This window comes from Alloactinosynnema sp. L-07 (assembly GCF_900070365.1).
Taxonomy (GTDB): domain Bacteria; phylum Actinomycetota; class Actinomycetes; order Mycobacteriales; family Pseudonocardiaceae; genus Actinokineospora.
On record NZ_LN850107.1, the window covers coordinates 2,494,939 to 2,516,858 of the forward strand.

General features: G+C 70.8%; 20 protein-coding genes and 1 riboswitch. Of the genes, 12 read left to right on the forward strand and 8 right to left on the reverse strand.

Annotated elements, in window-relative coordinates; all coding sequences use genetic code 11:
* The first annotated feature begins 73 nt into the window (after positions 1-73).
* Positions 74-197, forward strand: a riboswitch (cobalamin riboswitch).
* A gap of 81 nt (positions 198-278) precedes the next feature.
* The 3 genes from BN1701_RS11190 to BN1701_RS11200 are packed head-to-tail and all read left to right on the forward strand — an operon-like array spanning position 279 to position 4,217.
* Complete coding sequence (locus BN1701_RS11190; RefSeq protein ID WP_054055779.1) at positions 279-2,234, forward strand: magnesium chelatase subunit D family protein; 1,956 nt, start codon at positions 279-281, stop codon at positions 2,232-2,234.
* A gap of 13 nt (positions 2,235-2,247) precedes the next feature.
* Positions 2,248-2,862 (forward strand): cob(I)yrinic acid a,c-diamide adenosyltransferase, encoded by a 615-nt coding sequence (gene cobO / locus BN1701_RS11195; protein ID WP_054048067.1) that lies wholly within the window; start codon positions 2,248-2,250, stop codon positions 2,860-2,862.
* The gene (locus tag BN1701_RS11200; protein ID WP_054048069.1) at positions 2,856-4,217 is read left to right on the forward strand and encodes a cobyrinate a,c-diamide synthase; all 1,362 of its coding nucleotides are present in this window, start codon (positions 2,856-2,858) and stop codon (positions 4,215-4,217) included. Before cobO ends, BN1701_RS11200 begins: the two co-directional genes overlap by 7 nt.
* A gap of 83 nt (positions 4,218-4,300) precedes the next feature.
* Here the strand turns inward: BN1701_RS11200 and BN1701_RS11205 are convergent, their stop codons facing one another.
* Positions 4,301-5,071, reverse strand: coding sequence for a CbtA family protein (locus tag BN1701_RS11205; protein WP_369800520.1), 771 nt, complete (start codon positions 5,069-5,071; stop codon positions 4,301-4,303).
* A gap of 14 nt (positions 5,072-5,085) precedes the next feature.
* Positions 5,086-5,295, reverse strand: coding sequence for a CbtB-domain containing protein (locus BN1701_RS11210; RefSeq protein ID WP_054055781.1), 210 nt, complete (start codon positions 5,293-5,295; stop codon positions 5,086-5,088).
* Positions 5,296-5,501: 206 nt separating this feature from the next.
* Between BN1701_RS11210 and BN1701_RS11215 the strand changes: the two genes are divergently transcribed.
* The 4 genes from BN1701_RS11215 (at position 5,502) to BN1701_RS11230 (ending at position 10,274) form a co-directional block, all read left to right on the forward strand.
* Positions 5,502-6,053 (forward strand): histidine phosphatase family protein, encoded by a 552-nt coding sequence (locus BN1701_RS11215; RefSeq protein ID WP_054048071.1) that lies wholly within the window; start codon positions 5,502-5,504, stop codon positions 6,051-6,053.
* Between the two features lie 433 nt (positions 6,054-6,486).
* Positions 6,487-8,157, forward strand: a complete 1,671-nt coding sequence (locus BN1701_RS11220) for a GAF domain-containing sensor histidine kinase (RefSeq protein WP_054048073.1) — start codon at positions 6,487-6,489, stop codon at positions 8,155-8,157.
* A gap of 138 nt (positions 8,158-8,295) precedes the next feature.
* Positions 8,296-8,946: a response regulator transcription factor gene (locus BN1701_RS11225; protein ID WP_054048075.1), complete on the forward strand. Its 651-nt coding sequence runs from the start codon at positions 8,296-8,298 to the stop codon at positions 8,944-8,946.
* A gap of 116 nt (positions 8,947-9,062) precedes the next feature.
* Positions 9,063-10,274 carry a UDP-N-acetylglucosamine 2-epimerase gene (locus tag BN1701_RS11230; RefSeq protein ID WP_054048077.1) on the forward strand — a complete coding sequence of 404 codons (1,212 nt, stop codon included), beginning with the start codon at positions 9,063-9,065 and terminating at the stop codon, positions 10,272-10,274.
* A 53-nt stretch (positions 10,275-10,327) separates the two neighbouring features.
* Here BN1701_RS11230 and BN1701_RS11235 read toward each other — a convergent pair whose 3' ends face one another.
* Positions 10,328-11,320, reverse strand: a complete 993-nt coding sequence (locus BN1701_RS11235) for a beta-ketoacyl-ACP synthase III (RefSeq protein WP_369800521.1) — start codon at positions 11,318-11,320, stop codon at positions 10,328-10,330.
* A 174-nt stretch (positions 11,321-11,494) separates the two neighbouring features.
* On the opposite strand from BN1701_RS11235, the gene BN1701_RS11240 reads away from it, so the two are divergent.
* A complete protein-coding gene (locus tag BN1701_RS11240; RefSeq protein ID WP_054048082.1) occupies positions 11,495-12,121 on the forward strand; it encodes a bifunctional 2-polyprenyl-6-hydroxyphenol methylase/3-demethylubiquinol 3-O-methyltransferase UbiG in 627 nt (208 codons plus the stop codon).
* A gap of 118 nt (positions 12,122-12,239) precedes the next feature.
* Here the strand turns inward: BN1701_RS11240 and BN1701_RS11245 are convergent, their stop codons facing one another.
* Both BN1701_RS11245 and icmF read right to left on the reverse strand, forming a co-directional pair.
* The gene (locus BN1701_RS11245; protein WP_054048084.1) at positions 12,240-13,097 is read right to left on the reverse strand and encodes a 3-hydroxybutyryl-CoA dehydrogenase; all 858 of its coding nucleotides are present in this window, start codon (positions 13,095-13,097) and stop codon (positions 12,240-12,242) included.
* Between the two features lie 50 nt (positions 13,098-13,147).
* Positions 13,148-16,405: a fused isobutyryl-CoA mutase/GTPase IcmF gene (icmF, locus tag BN1701_RS11250; RefSeq protein WP_054048086.1), complete on the reverse strand. Its 3,258-nt coding sequence runs from the start codon at positions 16,403-16,405 to the stop codon at positions 13,148-13,150.
* A gap of 179 nt (positions 16,406-16,584) precedes the next feature.
* On the opposite strand from icmF, the gene paaI reads away from it, so the two are divergent.
* Positions 16,585-16,950 (forward strand): hydroxyphenylacetyl-CoA thioesterase PaaI, encoded by a 366-nt coding sequence (gene paaI, locus BN1701_RS11255; protein ID WP_054055782.1) that lies wholly within the window; start codon positions 16,585-16,587, stop codon positions 16,948-16,950.
* 42 nt (positions 16,951-16,992) lie between these two features.
* Positions 16,993-17,454, forward strand: coding sequence for a nucleoside deaminase (locus tag BN1701_RS11260; RefSeq protein WP_054048088.1), 462 nt, complete (start codon positions 16,993-16,995; stop codon positions 17,452-17,454).
* An 18-nt stretch (positions 17,455-17,472) separates the two neighbouring features.
* On the opposite strand, the gene mshC is transcribed toward BN1701_RS11260, so the two are convergent.
* Positions 17,473-18,699: a cysteine--1-D-myo-inosityl 2-amino-2-deoxy-alpha-D-glucopyranoside ligase gene (gene mshC / locus BN1701_RS11265; RefSeq protein ID WP_054048090.1), complete on the reverse strand. Its 1,227-nt coding sequence runs from the start codon at positions 18,697-18,699 to the stop codon at positions 17,473-17,475.
* A gap of 150 nt (positions 18,700-18,849) precedes the next feature.
* On the opposite strand from mshC, the gene BN1701_RS11270 reads away from it, so the two are divergent.
* Complete coding sequence (locus tag BN1701_RS11270) at positions 18,850-20,028, forward strand: S8 family serine peptidase (RefSeq protein WP_054048092.1); 1,179 nt, start codon at positions 18,850-18,852, stop codon at positions 20,026-20,028.
* Positions 20,025-20,264, forward strand: a complete 240-nt coding sequence (locus BN1701_RS11275; protein WP_054048094.1) for a hypothetical protein — start codon at positions 20,025-20,027, stop codon at positions 20,262-20,264. The genes BN1701_RS11270 and BN1701_RS11275 overlap by 4 nt, the downstream gene beginning before the upstream one ends.
* A gap of 20 nt (positions 20,265-20,284) precedes the next feature.
* Here the strand turns inward: BN1701_RS11275 and BN1701_RS11280 are convergent, their stop codons facing one another.
* On the reverse strand, positions 20,285-21,070 hold the full coding sequence (locus tag BN1701_RS11280) for an ion transporter (protein WP_054048096.1): 786 nt from the start codon (positions 21,068-21,070) through the stop codon (positions 20,285-20,287).
* A gap of 10 nt (positions 21,071-21,080) precedes the next feature.
* Complete coding sequence (locus BN1701_RS11285; RefSeq protein ID WP_054048098.1) at positions 21,081-21,785, reverse strand: flavodoxin family protein; 705 nt, start codon at positions 21,783-21,785, stop codon at positions 21,081-21,083.
* Positions 21,786-21,920: the final 135 nt, after the last annotated feature.

Consider the following 21,920-nt stretch of genomic DNA (forward strand, 5'->3'; position numbering starts at 1 on the left):
CGAGATCCACGCCACGCGGCTTGGTCGTGGCGGGTCGGGTCTGCGACGATGCGAGCGACCAAGCAGGGTGTGCGAGGAAACCGGTGCGATTCCGGTGCGGTCCCGCCACTGTGACCGGGGAGCGCCACTCCCCCGCGTGCCACCGGGGCGACCTGGGAAGGCCGGAGCGGCGCGTCGATCCGGGAGCCAGGACACTCCGCCCTGCCGAGACCGACCCGGGCGCGGACCCGGAGTGAGGATCATGGCGTGCTGCCTGCCAGCTTTGTTGTCGTGTGCCGATGAGCGCCGGCTACCCGTTCTCCGCGGTCGTCGGCCACGACGACCTCCGACTCGCGCTGCTGCTCAACGCCGTGCACCCGGGTATCGGCGGTGTGCTGGTCCGGGGTGAGAAGGGCACAGCGAAGTCGACCATCGTGCGTGCGCTGGCCGCCCTGCTGCCCGACATCGCCGCGGTCCACGGCTGCCGGTTCAGCTGCGACCCGGCCGCGCCCGACCCGCGCTGCCCCGACGGCCCGCACGACGGCGGCCGGGACACCCGCGCCGCCCGGCTCATCGAGTTGCCCGTGGGCGCCACCGAGGACCGCCTCATCGGTTCGCTCGACCTCGAGCGCGCGCTGACTGAGGGTGTCCGCGCCTACCAGCCGGGGCTGCTGGCCGCCGCGCACCGCGGCGTGCTCTACGTCGATGAGGTCAACCTGCTGCACGACCACCTGGTCGACCTGCTGCTCGACGCGGCGGCGATGGGCCGCGCGCATGTCGAGCGCGAGGGCGTCTCGGTGTCGCACGCGGCGTCGTTCCTGCTGGTCGGGACCATGAACCCGGAGGAGGGCGAGCTGCGCCCGCAGCTGCTCGACCGGTTCGGGCTGACCGTGGAGGTGCGCGCGGCGCGGGACGTGCCCACGCGCACCGAGGTCATCCGCCGCAGGCTGGCCTTCGAGGCCGACCCGGCCGGGTTCGCCACCCAATGGTCCACTTCGGACACCGAGCTGGCAGGCAAGATCGCCGATGCCCGCGCGGCGCTGCCGAAGGTCACGCTGCCCGACGGCGAGCTGCGCCGGATCGCGGCGGTGTGCGCGGCCTTCGACGTCGACGGCATGCGCGCGGACCTGGTGCTCGCCCGCACCGCCGTGGCGCACGCCGCGTGGCGCGGCGCCGAGCAGGTCGAGGAGGCCGACGTCGCCGTGGCCGCCCGGCTCGCCCTGCCGCACCGGCGCAGGCGCGACCCGTTCGACGAGCCGGGCATCGAGCAGGACCAGCTCGATCAGGCGCTGCGCGACGCCGCCGAGCACACCGACCCGGATCCCGACCCAGGACCGGAAGGCCCGGGCGGCGGCGCACCGGAGCCGGGCGACGGTCCCAGCGGCCCCACCCAGGGCTCCCAGCAGTCGCCCCAGGAGTCCCCCACGGGTGGACAGGCACCGGCAACCCCCGACCCGGCGTTCCGCGCCCGGCACCTGGAGATCGCCGGTGTCGGCGAGGGCGCCCCCGGGCGCCGGTCCCGGTCGCGGGCGGGCGCCGGAAGGGCGCTGCGGGCGTCGACCTCGCAGGGCGCGGGTGTCCACCTGGTCGGCACGCTGACCGCCGCCGCGCCGCACCAGCACCAGCGTGGCCGCGTTGGCACGGCGTTGATCGTGAAGGCCGGTGACGTCCGCAAGTCGGTGCGCGAGGGCCGGGAGAGCAACCTGGTCCTGTTCGCCGTGGACGCGTCCGGCTCGATGGCCGCGCGCAAGCGGATGTCGGCGGTGACCGGCGCGGTGATCTCCCTGCTGCGCGACGCCTACCAGCGTCGGGACAAGGTCGGCCTGGTCACCTTCCGCGGCTCGTCGGCCGAGTTGGTGCTGCCGCCGACGTCGTCGGTCGAAGCCGCCGTGGCCCGGCTGCGCGACTTGCGCACGGGTGGGCGGACGCCGCTGGCCGACGGCCTGCTGCGGGCCCGCAAGACCTTGGCCGTGGAGCGCCTGCGTGACCCGCGCAGGCGGGCGTTGCTGGTGGTCGTCACCGACGGCCGCGCCACCGTCCCGGTCGCCCACGACGCCGTCGGCGACGCACTCCGGGCCGCGGCGATGATCGCCGCCGAGGGCGCGGCGAGCGTGGTGGTCGACTGCGAGAGCGGGCCGGTCCGGCTCGGCCTCGCCGTCCGGCTGGCCGCCGCGCTGGGCGGCACCGGGCTGCGCCTGGAAGACCTGTCCGCCGACGCCGTCGCGGGCGTCGTCCGTGCCGCGCGCGCGGCCTGAGGGGGGATCACCGATGCCACAGGGCAAGCCCGAGACCGTCCCCGACGACGGCCGCACCACCCGCCAGCGGCGCAACCGGCCGCTGGTGGTGGTCCACACCGGTGAGATGAAGGGCAAGTCGACCGCCGCGTTCGGCCTGGCGCTGCGCGGGTGGAACCAGGGCTGGTCGATCGGGGTGTTCCAGTTCGTCAAGTCCGCGAAGTGGAAGGTCGGCGAGGAGTCTGCGTTCCTCGCGCTTGGCAAGCTGCACGAGCAGACCGGCGAGGGCGGGCCGGTCGAGTGGCACAAGATGGGCGCGGGCTGGTCGTGGTCGCGCAAGTCGGGCACCGAGGACGACCACGCCGAGGCCGCGCGCGAGGGCTGGGCGGAGATCGCCCGCCGGATCGAGCGCGAGGAACACGACCTGTACGTCCTCGACGAGTTCACCTACCCGCTCAAGTGGGGCTGGATCGACGTCGACGAGGTCGTGCGGACGCTGACCGACCGGCCTGGACACCAGCACGTGGTGATCACCGGCCGGGACGCGCCGCAGGCATTGGTCGACGCCGCCGACCTGGTGACGCACATGACCAAGGTCAAGCACCCGATGGACGCGGGCCAGAAGGGCCAGAAGGGCATCGAGTGGTAGCCAGACTCGTCGTGGCGGCCCCCGGGTCCGGCAGCGGGAAGACGACTGTCGCCACGGGTCTGATGGCCGCCCTGCGGCGGCGCGGGCACACGGTCGCGCCGTTCAAGGTCGGGCCGGACTACATCGATCCCGGCTACCACTCGCTGGCGTGCGACCGGCCGGGCCGCAACCTCGACCCGGTCCTCGTCGGCGAGCACCGGGTCGGCCCGCTGTTCCGCCACGGCGCGGCGGGCGCCGATCTCGCGGTGGTCGAGGGCGTCATGGGCCTGTTCGACGGCCGCATCGGCCACCAGGTCGCCGCGGGCGGCTACGGCTCGACCGCGCACGTGGCCGAGCTGATCAACGCGCCGGTGCTGCTGGTGGTCGACACCCGCGGGCAGAGCACGAGCCTGGCCGCGCTGCTGCACGGCTTCCGCTCCTACCGCGCGGGCGTGCGGCTCGCGGGCGTGGTGCTCAACCAGGTCGGCTCCGACCGGCACGAACAGGTCCTGCGCGAGGCGTGCGACGACGTCGGTCTGCCGGTACTGGGGTCGGTGCGGCGCGCGGTGGACGTGGATGTGCCGTCGCGGCACCTCGGGCTGGTCCCCGCCGTGGAGCACGGCGCGGCGGCGGTCCAGGCGGTCGCGGCGATGGCCGACCTGATCGACGGCTCGGTCGACTTGGACGCGATCGTCGCGCTGGCCCGGTCGGCGCCGGGCTTCCCTGGCCCGGCCTGGGATCCCGCCGCCGAGGTCACGCCCACGGCGGGCAGGCCGGTGGTCGCGGTCGCGGGCGGTCCAGCGTTCACCTTCGGCTACACCGAGCACGTTGAGCTGCTGCGGGCGGCGGGCGCGGAGATCGCCGTGGTCGATCCCCTGCGCGACGAACACCTGCCCGAGCGGACGCGGGCGCTGGTGCTGCCGGGCGGATTCCCGGAGCAGCACGTCGAGGCCCTGTCGGCCAACAGCGCCTTGCGCGCGGCCGTCCGCGCGCTGGCCGGATCCGGCGCCCCGATCCACGCCGAGTGCGGCGGCCTGCTCTACCTCGCGTCCGAATTGGACGATCTGCCGATGTGCGGGGTGCTGCCCGCGACCGCGGCGATGACCCCCCGCCTGACCCTGGGCTACCGCGACGCGGTCGCCGCGACCGACTCGGCGCTGCACGCCGAGGGCACCAGGGTCACCGGCCACGAGTTCCACCGCACCCGCACCACCCCGGCCCACGGCACCGGCCCCGCGTGGATCTGGCGCGACCACGAGGGGACGGTCCAGCGGGAGGGTTTCGCGGTGGGCGGGGTGCACGCGTCCTATCTGCACACCCACCCGGCGGGCAACCCGGCGGCGATCTCGGCGTTCGTCTCGGCCCTCAAGAACTGAACGATTCGAGTCTCCAACTTCGCTTGAACGACGAACCGCGAGCCGCCCGACACGGGTGGCTCGCGGTTCGAGGTGTCGTCAGCTCAGGCCTTGCGTTGCAGGCTCCGGTGCATGAGGACCGCGAAGGTCACCCCGATCGCGCCCCACAGCACCGCGGAGGTGCCAAGCGACGCGATGCGGAAGTTCCAGATCAGGTCGCCGGGGAAGCCCTCGGGGACCTCCTGGAAGCCCGGCAGCACCTTGGCCACCGCGGTCACGATCACCAGGTAGCCCACCGTCGCGACCGTGGCGGCGGTGAACCCGCCCAGGCGCGGGGTCAGCGACCGGGACACCGCGACCGCGGCCACCACGAGCGCCAGCGAGATGGCGATCATGGCGAAGAACAGGGCGGTGCGCTCCTCGATGGTGTCGGGGTTGCCGACGGCGGGCGGGTTGGCCGGGTAGGTCAGGAACGGCACGAGCACCACCGCGACGAACCCGATGCCCGCCAGGGCCAGCGCGGTGGCCCGCGGCGTGCGGGTGCCGAGCCTGCCGTAGGCGAAAGCGAACGCGACGCCGAACAGGCCGCCGACGCCCAGTCCGTAGAGGACCGCGCCGATGCCCAGGCCCACCGTGGACTGGAAGGCCCGGGTGAACCCTTCCTCCTCGGCGTGCCCGTGCTCCGGCTCGGCCGCGGGGGTCTCGCCGTGGGGATGGGCCGCGGCGCCCGCTTCCTCGATCGCGATGGCGCGGTCGACCGAGGGCTCACCGAACGCGGCGGCGAAGCCGAAGGCGAGCAGGCCGCCGACCAGGCCGGCGAGCAGGCCCCAGATCAGCAGCGAACGCATGGTCAACGCGGGTGCCGCGGTGTTCACTGGCTCGGTTTCGGTCAGTGGCACGGGAAGCCCAGCAGGTGCCGCGCGTCGTGGACGAGTTCGTGCACCGTGGTGCCCTCGAAGATCGCCAGGGCGCCCTGCTCGGCACCCACGAAGTACAGCGCCAGCAGGGAGAGCACCCCCACGAAGATCGCGTACGGCAGGATCTGTCGAATCGGGATCGTCAGCGGGATGGGTGCGGGAATCGCGACGGCATGCGTCATGGAGTCCTCCTCGGGCTTCACGCGGCCCAGTCGTTGGAGCAGGCGACGGTGGAGGGTCTGACTGTGATCCCCGGTCGAGGATCAATCACAGTGGCGCGGCCGTGCCGGAGTCACACCGGCTTCCTTCTACCATCAGGGTCGACTTTGAAAAGTATGGGAGCCACGGGGACGGTGTCAACGCGGCCGTTCGTGGGGTGGGATATGTCATGAGCCGAACGTTGACCGTGGTCAGCCATGCCGCGACGGCGGCGACCCGACTGGCCGCCTTCCCCGCCGACGAGCCGATCGAGCACACCGGGATCGATGGCGGCCCGCGCGCCGACACCGCGGTGCGCGGGCCGGAGTCGCGGTGCGCGCAGACCGCGGCGGCACTGGGTCTGTCCGCCGACCCCGACGACCGGCTCCGCGACTGCGACTACGGCCGGTGGCGCGGGCGCACCCTCGACGAGGTCGCCGCGGCCGAGCCGGACGCGGTCGCGATCTGGCTCACCGACCCCGGCGCGGCCCCGCACGGCGGGGAAACCCTGCTCGATCTGCTCGATCGGGTGGGCGGCTGGCTCGACACGCCCCCTGATGGCCGCCGTACCGTCGCGGTGACCCATCCGGCGGTGGCGAAGGCGATGATTGTCCGCGCATTGGGCGCCGACCCGTCCGCATTCTGGCGAATCGATATCGCGCCGCTTTCCAGAACGATTCTGCGCGGCGGACCCGGCCGGTGGACATTGCGCTGGCTCACCACCGCCGAATCAGCGCGGTGACCTGGCGTTCTTTCCTTAGACAAAAGGCGCGCGTGAACACCCCGCAAATAGGCGTCCGAGTTATGGGCCGAATGCCGGTCGCGGCCGGAAAATTACCCCCGCCAGTAGGGTCCAAATACTCTCCCCAAGATCCGAGCGACCCTCACGCGTTACACCAGGTAGCGATAGGTGGCCAAGCGGCCACACGCCGTGACGTACCGTGAAGAGATCACCGGCAGGCGGGGATTCCGGGCGCCGAGCAACAATCGTACGTATTCGCGGTGACATTACGCGGTCGACCTTGCGCGGCGAGCTGAATGGGGCCACTGTCGAAACAGTTGATCTGGCGCGATTCCGCCTATAGCTGTATCACTTGCGAGAAGGTTGACGATCCCTTATTTGGGACCGGAGTGAAGCGGGACACTCCGGCGGTGCGACGGAAAGCGGGAGTGCCGTGCTGCAGACGGGAGCGGGGGGCGGGTTGGGCGCGCGACGCCACGGTTCCGACGCGTGGCCGACCGAGCAGCAGAGCGACGTACCGGGCGCGGGCCCGCTGATCCACGACCTCATCGACCTGGCCGCGGCCGCCAAGGTCTCCCGGGAACGGGTCCGACACCTGCTCGACGCGGTCGTCTCGGTGGGCAGCGACCTGTCGATGCACAACGTCACCCGCCGCGTCGTGGCCGCGGCCCGCGAGCTGACCGGTGCCCGGTACGGCGTGCTGCGGGTCATCGATCAGGACGGCGAGGTCATCGAGTCCGGCAGCGTCGACGACCATCCCGCGAGCGGTTCGTTCCTCGCGATGCCCGTGCGGTCCCGCGGCACGGTCTTCGGCCAGTTGCAGCTCAGCGGCAAGATCGGCGCCCTGCCGTTCACCCAGGAGGACGAGGACGTCGTCGGCGCGCTGGCCGCGGCGGCCGGGCTGGCGATCGAGAACGCCAAACTCTACGAGGGCAGCCACCGCCGGGAAGCGTGGCTGCGCGCCACCAACGAGGTCACCGCGCTGCTGCGCACCGGGGTCGAAGACCTGTTCGCGCTGCGCCTGCTCGCCCGCCGGGCCAGGGAGACCGCGGGCGCGGCCCTGGCCGCGGTCGCCGTCCCGGACTCGCCCACGGACCTGCGGATCCAGGCGGGCAACGGCGACCTGCGCGCCCAGTTCGAGGGCCTGCGCATCCCCGTGGTCGAGAGCCTGGCGGGTGACGTGTTCAGCACCGGCCGGGCCCGCCGGATCGATCAGCTCGCCAACGCCGTGTTCGCCCGCTCCGCCCAGACCTTCGACCGCCTGCCCCTCGGCGTCGCCCAACTCGGCCCGACCGCGTTCGCCCCGCTGCGCACCGGGCCGCACCCGCGCGGGGTGCTGATCGTGGCCAAGCCGGTGGGCGCGCGCCCGTTCGACGAGGACGACCTGCGCATGATCGACGGCTACGCCAGCCAGGCCGCGCTGGCGATGGAGTCCGCCCAGGCCCAGCTCGACCGGCAGCGGCTGGCGCTGTTCGAGGAGCGCGATCGGATCGCCCGCGACCTGCACGACCTGGTGATCCAGCGGCTGTTCGCCATCGGCATCGGCATCCAGGGACTGACCCGCGGCCAGCTCGACACCGGACTCGGGGAGCGGCTGGGCAGCCACGTCGCCGACATCGATCAGACGATCCGGGAGATCCGGCGCAGCATCTTCTCTTTGCAGGAGCCCGCGAACGGCGCGTACAGCCCGCGCGCGGACATCCTGCGCGCGATCTCCGACGCCGCCGCGACGCTCGGCTACGAGCCCACGGTCCGGATGGAAGGTCCGCTCGACTCGGTGGTCCCCCCGGAGATCCACCTCGACCTGGTCGCCACGCTGCGGGAGGCGCTGTCGAACGTCGTGCGCCACGCCCGCGCGTCGCGGGTCCAGGCGACGGTGACCGTCGACCGGGCGGCCACCCGGCTGGAACTGCTGGTGCAGGACGACGGCGCGGGACTGCCCGCCGAGATCGCCCAGCGCAGCGGACTGGCCAACATGCTCCAGCGCGCCCGCCGCTGGTGTGGCGACTGCGTGTTCGAGACACCTCCGCGCGGCGGGACCAGAGTGAGTTGGTCGGTGCCGCTGCCCCGCCATCCGAGCGTGACCGCCGAGGAGGCCCCGTGAGCGAGCTGGCGAGCGAATCAATGTCACAGTGCGCCGGCGAATGCCACCGAGCGTGCGAGGTGGTCACATGAGCGAGCGTGCGAGCGAATCAATGTCACAGTGCGCCCGCGAATGCCACCGAGCGTGCGAGGTGGTCTCGTGAGCATCTCGGTATTCGTGCTTGACGACCACGAGGTGGTCCGCCGCGGGCTCAAGCAGTTGCTCGACGCCGAGCCAGACATCGTTGTCGTCGGCGAGGCCGCGACCGCGGCTCAGGCGCTGGCCCGTGTGCCCGCGCTGCGCCCGCAGGTGGCCATCCTCGACGTGCGGCTGCCCGACGGCGAGGGCGTCAGCGTGTGCCGGGAACTGCGCTCGGCCATGGTGCCGCCGCCCGCGTGCCTGATGCTCACGTCGTTCTCCGACGACGAGGCGCTCTTCGGCGCGATCATGGCGGGCGCGGCCGGATACATGCTCAAACAGGTCAGCGGCAACGACTTGGTCTCCGCGGTGCGCACGCTCGCCGCGGGCGGGTCGCTGCTCGACGCCGGGGTGACCGCCACGGTGCTCGACCGGCTTCGCTCCGGGCGCGCGGAGGACCCGCGCTACAGCACGTTGAGCCCGCAGGAGCGCAAGATCCTCGACCTGATCGCCGAGGGCATGACCAACCGCCAGATCGCCAACCAGCTCTACCTCGCGGAGAAGACGGTCAAGAACTACGTCTCGACGCTGCTGCACAAACTCGGCTTCGACCGGCGCACCGAGGCCGCGGTCTACGCGACCCGGCTGCAGAATCCGCGCCCCCACGGTTAGGGCGACTGCGGAGGGTGATCACGACCGGATCGGAAACGACGAGGTCGGCGTGTCGAATCCGGCGCCCGCGCTACCGGCGGTAACGTCGGCCGCGATGGATTTCTCGCGGTGAGGGGGTGGCGGACATAGTGCCGAACACGCTGGTCCCGCTGCCCGCACCCGCCCCGGGTCGCGTCCCCTTGGTCTGTCTCGTCGCGGGCGACACGTCGGCCGCGGTCAAGATCGCCCCGGTGGCGGCCGCCATGCGGCTGCGGCAGCGGATCCGCCCGGTGGTGATCTCCTGCGGGCCCGACGAGGTGACCGAGACCCTCGGCGCGTTCGATCTCGTGCCCAGCCTGGTCGTCGGGTCCGATCGCGACCGCACGACGCCGCGGGCGGCGGCCCGGCTGCTCAACGCGCTCGACCACGCCTACACCGACCTGGTGCCCGACGCGGTGATCGTCCAGGGCGACACGGCCACTGCGGTCAGCGCGGCGATGGCCGCGTTCTGGCACCGGATCCCGGTCGTGCACCTCGACGCCGGGGTCCGCTCCTACGACCTGACGGCGCCGTTTCCCGAGGAAGGCCACCGCAGGCTGATCGCCCAGGTGAGCTCGCTGCACCTGGCCGCGACCACCGACGCCGCGTCGAACCTGGAGTGCGAGGCGCACTGCGGGCCCAAGGTCGTCACCGTCGGCAGCACGGCGGTCGACGCGGGGTTCGACGCGCTCGACCGGCACGGCGACCACGCCGACGACCGCCTGCGCGCCGTGGAGAACGCCGTGGTGCGGGGCGCGTCCCGGATGGTGCTCGTCGCACTGGATCCGGGCCGCTGGGCTGACACCGACGAACTCGCGGCGGTGCTGCACGGCGTCGCCGACCTGGTGTTGGCCAACCCGGACCTTGAGGTCGTGCTGCCCGCGCCCTACGACAGCGGGCTGCGGGTCAGCGCCGAGAACGTGCTAGGGCGGCTGGTCCGGGTCACGATCACCGAGCCGGTCGACCACCCCGGCCAGGTGTGCCTGCTCTCGCTGGCCGCTGCCGTGGTGACCGACTCCGACATCCTCGCCGAGCAGGCGCCGAGCTTCGGCGTGCCCGCGATGATGGTCGGCGGGGAGCCCGGGGTCTGGGCCGAACCCGACCGGCCTGGCTACCCGTGGACCGCGGGCGCCGACCGGGCGCTGGTGGCCCGCATCGCCGAGAAGCTGGTGCTGAGCCAGGTGGAACGCCTCGCCGTGGCCCCCGCCGACAACCCGTTCGGCGACGGTTTCGCCGCCGTGCGCTGCGAGCAGGCCGTCGAGTGGCTGCTCGGCCTGCGGGCCCGGCCCAGCGACTTCCGCCCGGGTTAGCCGCTGTCCCGTGAGTCCGACACGACCGTTACCAACGTCCTGGCGAGGTACATCTAGCCGGTTACCGCGGCCAGGGCGCTGGGGAACCGCACGACCTGGGCGGCGTAGGTGAGGCCCGCGCCGAATCCCACCAGCAGCGCGAGCGCGTCGGGGTCGACCTGGCCCTCGGTGAGCATGCGGTCCATCGCCATCGGGATCGACGCGGCCGAGGTGTTCCCACAGTCGACGACATCCCGGGCGACGACCGCGTCCGTGGCGCCGAGCTTCTTCGCCAGTGCCTCGACGATGCGCAGGTTCGCCTGGTGGGGCACGATCGCGGCCAGGTCGCCTGGCCGCACGCCCGCCCGGTCACAGGCCTGCAGCGCGATCGGGTGGATCTCGGTGGTGGCCCAGCGGAAGACCGCCTGACCCTCCATGTGCATGAGCCCGCCCGCCGGGACGTGGATCAGGTCGCTGGCCGAGCCGTCGCTGCCCCACACGATCGGGCCGATGCCCGGGGTGTCGGACCCGGTGAGGACGACCGCGCCCGCGCCGTCGCCGAAGATGATCGAGGTGCCCAGGTCGGCTTGGTCGACCCACGAGGTCATCTTCTCCGCGCCGACGATCAGCACCGTGCGCGCCGACCCGCCGCGGATCGCGTCGGCGGCCACCGCCAGGGAGTAGCAGAACCCCGAACAGGCGGCGTTGAGGTCGTAGGCCGCCGCGTGCGGCGCGCCCAGCCGCGCGGCGACGCCGACGGCGATGCTGGGAATCGGCACCGGTTGGCTGCACGAGGCGACGATCACCAGGTCAACCGCCGATCCGGGGACACCCGCGTTGTCCAACGCGCGTCTGCCCGCCTCGACCGCCATTCCCTCGATGGTCTCGTCCGACCCGGCGAAGCGTCGGGAGCTGATGCCGGTGCGCTCGCGGATCCAGTCACCAGTGCGTCCGAACCGGGCCGCGATCACCTCGCTGGCCACGGCCTCGGCGGGCCTGTACGCGCCCGTCCCGACCATGCGCGCGCCCGTTGATCCGATCTGTTCGCGCAATGCGATGACTGCCACCGCGTCACTTTGGACAATTACCCTCGAGTAGCGCTCGATTTGTGACTGAGTTCTCACCTGAAATTGTTCAGAAGCACGCAATATCCGTTGTTCGTTCACTTTTTCGCCGCGACTCATGAGTAGCACTCACGAGTAACTTGAAAGACCTTTCGGCGGATAGGGCAGGATGGCAGGGTGACCGATCCCGACCGCGCCGCCCAACTCGCCGTCGAGTCAGCGGGCGACTACCGCTGGTTCGAAACCCTCTACGCCGAGGCGAGCCGCGGCGAGGCCGAGGTGCCCTGGCACCGCGCCCGCCCGAACGTCCTGCTGACGAACCGCCTCACCACCCCCGGCGCGGGCCGCGCACTGGTCGTCGGCAGCGGCTACGGCGACGACGCGGAGTACATCCGGTCCCTCGGCTACGACGTCACCGCGTTCGACTTCTCCCCCAGCGCCGTCACCCTCGCCACCGAGCGCTTCCCGGACATCGACTTCCGCACCGCCGACGTCCTGGCCGCCCCCGCGGCGTGGAGTGGTGCGTTCGACCTGGTCTACGAGGCCTACACGATCCAGGTCCTGCGCGGCGAGAACCGCGCCACCGCCATCAAGGCCATCAGCGGGTTCGTCGCCCCCGGCGGGACCCTCCTGGTCATCGGCTTCTCCGCCAAGCCGACCGACGACCCGCCCCGCATCGCCCAGCCCCTGACCCGCGTCGAACTGGACTCGTTCGGCCTCACCCAGGGCTGGGTCGATGAGCGCCCGCCGAACCCGGAGGAACCCCCGGGACGCTGGCACTACGTCGCCGAGTTCACCAGGTGAGGGTCCAGCCACCCCGCCCTGTTCGCTGATGTTGGTCGCCGCGACGATCGGCGCGCCGCGCTTCACCCTTGCGAGGGGCCGGCCACCGCAGCGACGGTGGCCGAACTCCCCGAATGCCTCAGTACTGGTAGAAACCCCGACCGGACTTCTTGCCCAACAGGCCGGCGTCTACCATTCGCAGCAAGAGTGGCGGCGCCGAGTACAGCTGCTCCTTGAACTCCGAATACAGCGAGTCGGCGATCGCCTTAGTGGTGTCCAGACCGATCAGGTCGGTCAGGCGCAGCGGCCCCATCGGATGCGCACAACCCAGCACCATCCCGTTGTCGATGTCCTCGGCCGAGGCGAAACCCGACTCCAGCATCCGAATCGCCGACAGCAGATATGGCACCAGCAGGGCGTTGACCACGAACCCGGCCCGGTCCTGCGACAAGATCACCTGCTTACCCAGCCCCGACTCGACGAACGACTGCGCGCGCTGCTTGGTCTCATCGGCGGTCAGCAGTGAGGGCACCAACTCCACCAGTTTCAGCACCGGCACCGGGTTGAAGAAGTGCACCCCGATGACCTGCTGCGGCCGAGCGGTCGCCATGCCCAGCTTCATGATCGGGATCGAAGAGGTGTTGGACGCGAAGATCGCGTTCTCGTCCTCGACGACCTTGTCCAGCGTCGCGAAGATGTCGGTCTTGATCGACTCGTCCTCGGCGACGGCCTCGATGGTCACCTGGCGGTCGGCGAAGTCGGCGAGGTCGGTGGTGAACCGCGTCCGCGCCAGCGCCGCGTCACGCTCGGACTCCGCCAGCTTGCCGTTCTTGACGCCTCGGGCCAGGGACGCCTCGATGCGGGAGCGGCCCGCGTCCAGGGCGGTCGCGTTGACCTCGGCGACGATCACGTCCAGGCCCGCGCGGGCGCAGACCTCCGCGATGCCCGACCCCATCAGACCCGAACCGACCACGCCGACGCGGCTGAACTCAGTCACCTATCCACCTCTCACTGACACCGTTGTCGAAGGAGTTTCTACCGGAAGTGCTAAACGTTGCGCCGATACTGGCCGCCGACCTCGAAGAACGCCTCGGTGATCTGCCCGAGGGTGCACACCCGCGCCGCGTCCATCAGCACCGCGAAGACGTTGCCGTCCGACGCCGCGACCTCGCGCAGCCGGGCCAGGGCCTCCTGCGCCTGGACCTGGTGGCTCTGCTGGTAGGCGCGGGTCCGCTCGACGCACAGCCGCTTCTCGTCCTCGGTGGCGCGGGCCAGTTCGATCTCGAAGACCTCGTCCTCCTCGCCCTTGACGGGCAGGAAGGTGTTGACGCCGACCAGCGGCAGCGAGCCGTCGTGCTTGCGGTGCTCGTAGAGCATCGACTCGTCCTGGATGCGGCCGCGCTGGTAGCCGGTCTCCATGGCGCCCAGGACGCCGCCGCGGTCGGAGATGCGGTCGAACTCGACCAGCACCGCTTCCTCGACCAGGTCGGTCAGCTCGTCGATGATGAAGGAACCCTGCAGCGGGTTCTCGTTCATCGACAGGCCCCACTCCTTGTTGATGATCAGCTGGATGGCCATGGCCCGGCGCACCGACGACTCGGTGGGCGTGGTGATCGCCTCGTCGAAAGCGTTGGTGTGCAACGAGTTCGCGTTGTCGTAGAGCGCGCACAGCGCCTGCAGCGTGGTGCGGATGTCGTTGAAGTTCATCTCCTGCGCGTGCAGCGACCGGCCCGAGGTCTGCACGTGGTACTTGAGCTTCTGCGACCGCTCCCCCGCGCCGTAGCGGTTCTTCATGGCCACCGCCCAGATGCGGCGCGCGACCCGGCCGATCACCGAGTACTCGGCGTCCATGCCGTTGGAGAAGAAGAACGACAGGTTCGGCGCGAACTCATCGATGTCCATGCCGCGCGCCAGGTACGACTCGACGTAGGTGAAGCCGTTGGCCAGGGTGAACGCCAGCTGGCTGATGGGGTTCGCCCCGGCCTCGGCGATGTGGTAGCCGGAGATCGACACCGAGTAGAAGTTGCGGACCTGGTGCTGGATGAACCATTCCTGGATGTCGGCCATCATCCGCAGCGAGAACTCGGTGGAGAAGATGCAGGTGTTCTGGCCCTGGTCCTCTTTGAGGATGTCGGCCTGCACCGTGCCGCGCACGTTGGCCAGCGCCCACGCCGCGAGTTCCTGGTGCTCCTCGGCGGTGGGCCGCCGGTTGTGCTCCAGCACGAACGCGTCGACGCGCTGGTCGATCGCGGTGTTGAGGAAGTAGGCCAGGATCGTCGGCGCGGGGCCGTTGATCGTCATCGACACCGACGTGGTCGGCGCGGTCAGGTCGAAGCCGCCGTAGAGCGTCTTCATGTCGTCGAGCGAGGCGATCGAGACCCCGGAGGTGCCGATCTTGCCGTAGACGTCCGGCGGGGTGTCGGGGTCGCGGCCGTAGAGGGTCACCGAGTCGAACGCGGTCGACAGCCGGGTGGCCGGGTTGCCGTGCGAGAGCAGCTTGAACCGCTTGTTGGTGCGCTCGGCGTCGCCCTCGCCCGCGAACATGCGGGCCGGGTCCTCACCCTCGCGCTTGAACGGGAACACCCCCGCGGTGAACGGGAACGCGCCGGGCAGATTCTCCTTGCGCAGGAAGCGCAGCAGCGTCGCGTTGTCGTCGAAGCGGGGCAGCGCGACCCGCGGGACCCGGTTGCCGGACAAGGTGTCGCGCCACAGCTGGGTGTGCAGTTCCTTGTCGCGGACCTTCACCACCAGCTCGTCGGCGCGGTACTGCTCGACGGTCGCGGGCCACTGGGCCAGCAGGTCCTCGGTGTCGCGTTCGACGCGGCGGGCGGCCTCCGCGGTGATCTTGTCGAGATCGTCGGTCGGCGCGTCGGCGGCGGACAGCGCGGTCAGCGCGCGGGTGAGCGCGGAGTGCTCGCGGATGGCCTCGACCTGGACGTCGGTTTGGCGGTGGTAGGAGCGGACCGTCTCGGCGATGTCGGACAGGTAGCGGGCGCGCTGCGGCGGCACGATCGTGGCCGCCGAGGTGGACACCCGGCCGCCGACGTGTGGCAGGACGCCATCGCCGAACGCCACGCCCTTCGCCGCGAGCAGGGTGCGCAGCTCCTGGTAGAGCGCGGTGACGCCGTCGTCGTTGAAGGTGGCCGCGCTGGTGCCGAAGACCGGCATGTCCTCCCAGGACTTGCCGAAGGCCTCCCGGTTGCGCACGAGCTGGCGGGCCACGTCGCGGCGGGCGTCCTCGGCGCCGCGGCGCTCGAACTTGTTGATCGCCACGACGTCGGCGAAGTCGAGCATGTCGATCTTCTCCAGCTGCGACGCGGCGCCGAACTCGGGCGTCATGACGTACAGGGAGGTGTCGACGTAGGGCACGATCGCCGCGTCGCCCTGGCCGATGCCGGGGGTCTCGACGATGACCAGGTCGTTGCCCGCGGCCTTGCAGGCGGCGATGACGTCGGACAGTCCTTCCGGGACCTCCGAGCCCGCGCCGCGGGTCGCCAGCGAGCGGAAGAAGACTGGGGTTGATCCAGCGTCGCCGCCCCCTCCAAGACTGTTCATCCGGATCCGGTCGCCGAGCAGCGCACCGCCGCCGCGACGGCGGCTGGGGTCCACGGCGATGACCGCGACCCGCAGCTTGTCCTGCTGGTCCAGCCGCAGGCGGCGGACCAGTTCATCGGTCAGCGAGGACTTGCCGGAGCCACCTGTTCCGGTGATACCCAGCACCGGGACACGGCGCGCGGCGGCGGCCTCGGCCACGGCGGCGCGGACCGAGCTGTCGAGTGTGCCCGCCTCGATCTGGGTGATGGCGCGGGCCAGGGTGCGCTGGTCGCCCGCCAGCAGGCCGTCGGCGGTCGCCGGGGTCGCCTCCGCCGGATCGGTGTCGCAGGCCTCGATCATCGAGTTGATCATCTTGGCGAGGCCGAGTGTCTGTCCGTCCTCGGGCGAGAAGATGCGCTCGACGCCGCGCGCGTGCAGCAGCTTGATCTCGTCGGGCACGATGACGCCGCCACCGCCGCCGTACACCTTGATGTGGCCCGCGCCCTGCTCGGCGAGCAGTTCGACCAGGTAGGTGAAGTACTCGACGTGGCCGCCCTGGTAGGCGCTGATCGCCACACCCTGCACGTCCTCTTGGATGGCCGCGGCGACGACCTCCCGGACCGAGCGGTTGTGCCCGAGGTGGATGACCTCGGCGCCCTGGGACTGCAGGATCCGGCGCATGATGTTGATCGCCGCGTCATGGCCGTCGAACAGACTGGCCGCGGTCACGAACCGGACCGGGTGCGCTGGGCGATGCAACTGGGCGGACATCGGATCCTCCTCGGGGTGTCGACGGCGATTGGGACCGTCGCCCATTTAGTTTGACTTCCTACTATCGGAAGAGCAACTGACGTGTGAGCTGAGTAACCCGCACTATGCTGATGACCTGCCCAAACCGTACTGAGGACACCGTGACCCCTGAGCCCGCGACCCCCGCCGCCGTGACCCGCATGCTGGCCGACGACCTGGCATCGGGCTCCCTGGGCATCGAACTGCTCGACTCGGGCCCAGGCCGGGCCACGCTGCGGATGTCGATCACCGAGACCATGGTCAACGGCCACGCCATCGGCCACGGCGGGTATGTGTTCCTGCTGGCCGACACCGCTTTCGCCTGCGCGTGCAACAGCCACGGCCCGGTCACCGTCGCGGCCGGGGCCGACATCACCTTCATCGCCCCGGTCCGCCTGGGCGACGACCTGGTCGCGACCGCCGAGGAACGCACCCGGTACGGCCGCAGCGGCATCTACGACGTCACCGTGCGGCGCGACGACGAAGTGGTCGCCGAGTTCCGCGGCCGCAGCCGCACGCTGAAGTAACGGACTCCGAAGTTGCCGACTGAAGTAACGGGAGGTGCCGCCATGCTGTCGTGGCTGACCGAGGTAGTGGACCTGGCCACCAAGAACGTCGCCGAGGGCGGCGGCCCCTTCGGCGCCCTGGTCGTTCGCGGCGATGAAGTCATCGCCCGCGGCACCAACCAGGTCACCACCGACCTGGACCCGACCGCCCACGCCGAGGTCGTCGCCATCCGCCGAGCCTGCAACGCGATAGGCGACTTCCGGCTGACTGGCTGCGTCCTGGTCTCCTCCTGCGAACCCTGCCCCCTGTGCCTGGCGGCAGCCCTCTGGGCCCGAGTGGACCGAGTCGTCTACGCCGCCGACCGCCACGACGCCGCCAAAGCAGGCTTCGACGACCGCCGCTTCTACGACGTCTTCACCCAGCCGAGAGGCTCCTGGCCAGTCGCCGTGGACAACATCAGAACCGGCGGCGAAATAGACCCGTTCACCGCCTGGGAGGCCCGCCCGGACCGCGTCGACTATTGACCCGGGCGGGTGCCATCCCTAGAGCGCGATGCCGAGCAGCGCGTCGATCGCGGCTTTCGCCTCTCCGGGAGCGGTGACGTCGGTTCCGGTCTGGGCCGTCCACGCGTCGATCGCCGCGATGGCGCCGGGGGTGTCGAGGTCATCGGACAGGTGTTCACGAAGCCGAGCGATCAGCGGCGCCGCGGCCGGACCGGTCGGCGACTCCACCGCCGCCCGCCACCGACCAAGCCGAGCAATGGCCTCGTCCAACACACCCTGAGTCCACGTGCGATCAGTGCGGTAATGCCCGGAAAGCAGCCCAAGCCGAATCGCCATCGGATCAACCTGATCCGCCCGCAACCGAGAAACGAAGACCAGGTTCCCCTTGGACTTCGACATCTTCTCCCCGTCCAACCCGATCATCGCCGAGTGCGCGTAGTGATGCGCGAACGGATGCCGACCGGTCAGCGCCTCGGCATGGGCGGCACTGAACTCGTGATGCGGGAATATCAGATCCGAACCGCCACCCTGCAGGTCAAACCCCATGCCGACACGATTCAGCGCGATCGCACTGCACTCGATGTGCCAGCCAGGCCTGCCCGCGCCCAGCTCGCTGTCCCAGCACGGCTCACCAGGCCGAGCGACCCGCCACATCAGCGCGTCAAGGGGATGCCGCTTGCCGACCCGGTCCGGATCGCCACCACGCTCGGCGAAGAACTTCGTCATGGTCGCCTCGTCATAGCGCGACTCGGAGCCGAAGTGGCCGCTGGCCTTGTGGTCGAAGTAGATGTCGGGGAACTCGGCGTCGTCGGCGCGATACGCGGCCCCGTTGGCGAGCAGCTTGGCGACGGCCTCGACAACCTCGGGGATGGACTCGACGGCCCCGACGTAGTCACGCGGCGGCAGCACCCGCAGCGCGGTCATGTCCTCGCGGAACAGGGCGGTCTCGCGCATCCCGAGCACGACCCAGTCGTCCTGGTCGCGCTCGGCGCGCTCCAGCAGCGGGTCGTCGATGTCGGTGACGTTCTGCACGTAGTGCACCTGGTGGCCGTTGTCCAGCCACACCCGGTGGACCAGGTCGAAGGCGAGGTAGGTCGCCGCGTGGCCGAGGTGGGTCGCGTCGTACGGGGTGATCCCGCAGACGTACATCGTCGCCGTCGGCCCAGGGGTCGTCAGCCGGATCTCGGCCGAGGCGGTGTCGTGGAGCCGCAGCGGCTTGGGCGTGCCGGACACCCGCGGCACCGGGTGTGATTGCCAGGTCTGCATGACTCCGACCCTAATCGCCCGGTCTGTGGCGACCGGGTGAATTCAGTGAGTGGAACGCAACAGTAGGGCCGTTGGTGTGACCCGCGTTACATTCAGTACGGAACGGCCGATCATCAGGGAGGCGGGCTGTTCGACGAAACGGGGACTCTCATGACCAATCCAGGACAGGGCGGGACGACCGGGCGCTACCTCGTGCTGATGGAGGACGACGCCGTGGCGGCGGGCACCCGGGAACTGAACGATGTGGCGGGCATCCGCACCACCAGCACCGCCGACGCGGGCGGCGTCGACGTCGACTTCGGCACCCCCGACGGCCTCGTGCTGCACCAGTTGGGCGTCGCGGTCGTCAACGCCGACCCCGACCAGGTCATCGCGCTGGCCCGGGCGGCGACCCAGCCGGGTCCGATCGCCCTGATCGAGGAGGAGCGCCGCGTCTACGCGATCAGCGCGCAGGAGGCCGAACCGACCCCCACGGCCGACGAGAGCCTGTTCACCTGGGGCCTGCAGGCCGTGGGCGCGCAGCTGAGCACCGCCACCGGCGAAGGCATCCGCCTGTGCGTCCTCGACACCGGCTTCGACATCGACCACCCCGACTTCGCCGGGCGCGTCGTCACCACGAACTCTTTCGTCCAGAACGAGACCGTGCGGGACGGCCACGGCCACGGCACCCATTGCATCGGCACCGCGGCGGGCCCGCGAGACCCGGCGAAGGGCCCCGGCTACGGCGTGGCGTACCTGGCCGAGATCTACGCGGGCAAGGTGCTGAGCAACCGCGGCTCGGGAACCGACGGCGGCATCCTGTCCGGCATCGCGTGGGCCATCACCAACGGCTGCCCGGTCGTCTCCATGTCCCTCGGCGCCGCCACCCGCCCCGGCGACGCGTACTCCCAGACCTACGAGACCGTCGCCAAGCGCGCGATGGCCCAGGGCACGATGATCATCGCCGCCGCGGGCAACGAGTCCCGGCGGCAGAACGGCCAGATCAACCCGGTCGGCCACCCGGCCAACTGCCCCTCGATCATGGCCGTCGGCGCGGTCGACGTGAACCTGGCCATCGCCTGGTTCTCGTGCGGCACCGTCGACCGCATCGGCTCGGTCGACATCGTGGGCCCCGGCGTCGACGTCTACTCTTCGTGGCCGACCCCGTTGGGCCACAACCGAATCAGCGGCACCAGCATGGCCACCCCCCACGTCGCGGGCGTGGCGGCGCTGACCGCGCAGGCGACAGGAGCCCGCTCATGGGAACTCTGGGCCCGCCTCTCCCAGACCGCCCGACGCCTCCCCCTTCCGTCGACCGACGTCGGCGGGGGTCTGGTGCAAGCCCCATGACCCATCGCATCCTCGTCACCCTCGACGACACCGGCCTGTCCCACCTGGACAAGGTCGTGGCCGACCTGCGGGAAGCGGGAATGCGGATCGAACAGGTGATCGAGCCGGTCGGCACGATCACCGGCTCGGCCCCGGAGGAGGCGTTGGCGGCGGTGCAGGAGGTCGAGGGCGTGGACTACGTGGAGCCGGAACAGGCGCCGTACCAACTCCCGGACCCCGACAGCGACATCCAGTGACGTGATCTCGTCAGCCGCTCCTACTGAGGCGGCTTGGCGGGCACGAACTCCGGCAGGTCCCGGTGTGCCCCCGACCGCACCGCCTCCCGGATCTGTTCGATGTTCTCCCGGAGCAGGTCCGAGATCAGCTCGTCGGTCCGCGGATCGGCCAGCATCTCCAGGATCACCCGGAGCGCGGCGTCGGAGACGGAGCCGACGATGTCGTCGTGGAAGGGGAGTCTGCGCAGGCGCCCGAGGTCGGGGTCGTGTTTGATCTTGTCGAGGACCAGTTGGCGGATCTCGGCGCGGTTCTCCTCCAGTGCGCTGGCCAGGTTTCTGGCGTAGTGGCCGGTGCGCAGGACCGAGACGACCTCCTCCAGCACCGCCACCGTCAGCGGCTTCTTCACCACGTCGATCAGCAGACCGCCGAACCGGCCCATCGCGCGGTGGGCCAGTTCCTCGCCGACCGACCGGTTCACCGGCATGCGCAGGCGGGTCATGATCACCGCGATCCGCCAGAGACGCAGCAGCCGAAACGCCCGGAACCAGAGGCTCGACACCGGCACCATGCCCACCAGGTCGTACCAGTTGACCTTCAGGAACCGCCGCGAGAACCCCGCCGACCGCCAGCGCCACAGGAACTCCACGGCGAAGACCCCGCAGAGGGCCCAGTCGACGCGGGTGATCAGCCGGGCGACCTCGGCTGGCGGGTGCCAGAACGTCCGGTAGGACAGCAGGCCGACGGCGGCGACGGCCAGCAGCAGCATGAGCCAGTCGTCGACGCTCACCCGGTGCTTCTTCGGCGACGCCGCCAGCGTGGTGACCATGGAAGCCAAGCTATCGGTATTCCGGATTCTCGAAGTCGAACCGGGCGCCTGCGTCCCACGCGCTGCGCTGGTTTCCGTGGGCCGGGATGCCGCCCGCCTGCTTGAGCATCCGGGCCAGGTGCATCAGGTTCCAGGTCATGAACGTGGTATTGCGGTTGGTGAAGTCGTTCTCCGGGCCGCCGGATCCCGGGTCCAAATAGGACGGGCCCGGTCCCGCCTCGCCGATCCAGCCCGCGTCGGCCTGGGGTGGGATGGTGTAGCCGATGTGCTGGAGGCTGTAGAGGACGTTCTGCGCGCAGTGCTTGACGCCGTCCTCGTTGCCGGTGATCAGACAGCCCGCGACCCGGCCGTAGAAGGCGTACTGGCCCGCGTCGTTGAGCAGGCCCGACAGCGCGTAGAGGCGCTCGATGATCCGCTTGGTCACCGAACTGTTGTCGCCCAGCCAGATGGGGCCCGCCACGACCAGGATGTCGGCGGCCATCACCCGGGCGGTCAGCGCGGGCCACTCGTCGCTGGACCAGCCGTGCTCGGTCATGTCCGGGTACACGCCGGTGGCGATGTCGTGGTCGATCGCGCGGAACTGGTCGACCGACACGCCGTTGCGGGCCATGATGCCCGCGCTGGCGTCGACGAGCCCCTGGGTGTGACTCCGTTCGGGGGAGCGCTTGAGGGTGCAGTTCACGAATAACGCCGACAGACCGTCGAAATCCGCCACCGACCGACTCCTTCCTCGCCATGAACACCGTTCACCCTCAAGTCTGTCGGGGGTCGCCGCGTCTCGCCGGTCGGAGTGGGCACGGGTACCCTTTCCAGGTGCAGGCAACGTGCGACGCTCCCCGGCGTCCTGAGC